This is a genomic window from Psychrobacter sp. 1U2, assembly GCF_051847575.1.
This window is the reverse complement of the sequence record NZ_JBPYDC010001910.1, coordinates 1-501: the sequence shown is the minus strand read 5'-3', so window position 1 is coordinate 501 and position 501 is coordinate 1. Positions and strand designations below refer to the sequence as shown.

The following is a 501-nucleotide window of genomic DNA, read 5'->3' as shown; positions in this document are numbered from 1 at the left end:
TAATACAATAACATCAATGCCTAGACCAAACACTAACTGGCGTTGTAACTGCTTGGTAGCAACTAAGAATAAACTGAGTAAAATCAAACTAAGAATGACGTAAAACCCAAGTGCAGTTTGTTGCAATAAGCTCAGTAATAACAAATCGGTGTCAGCTTTAATATTGGCATATGCCATTAATAGCAAAAACGCACTAACTACTAATCGATAACCATTATAAATTATCCCAAGCTTACGCAATTGTGATACAGGTAAAGTATTATCCTGCTTTAAAGTCTGAAAAATGACGTTGATGGTTCTAAAAGCAGATTTCATAAAATAACCGAAGGGGAGTAGTAATGAGCAATAGACCAATTAAAAGTACAGATAAGTCTAGTATTAAGGCTGAATCAGCCCATGGCGGATGGCTAGATGCGTCAATTTAACGTCACTATCTACCCCAACTTTTTCATAAATACGGTAGCGATAGGTGTTAATGGTTTTTACACTTACAAATAACTG

At 35.3% G+C, this 501-nt stretch carries 1 protein-coding gene and 1 pseudogene; both read right to left on the bottom strand.

Annotation, left to right across the window (positions count from 1 at the left end; genetic code table 11):
- Positions 1-315, bottom strand: a pseudogene (locus ACS8FD_RS25085) (sensor histidine kinase); the annotation flags it as partial.
- Between the two features lie 63 nt (positions 316-378).
- Positions 379-501 (bottom strand): LuxR C-terminal-related transcriptional regulator (locus tag ACS8FD_RS25080; protein ID WP_439277842.1); only part of this gene is annotated, 123 nt, incomplete at its 5' end.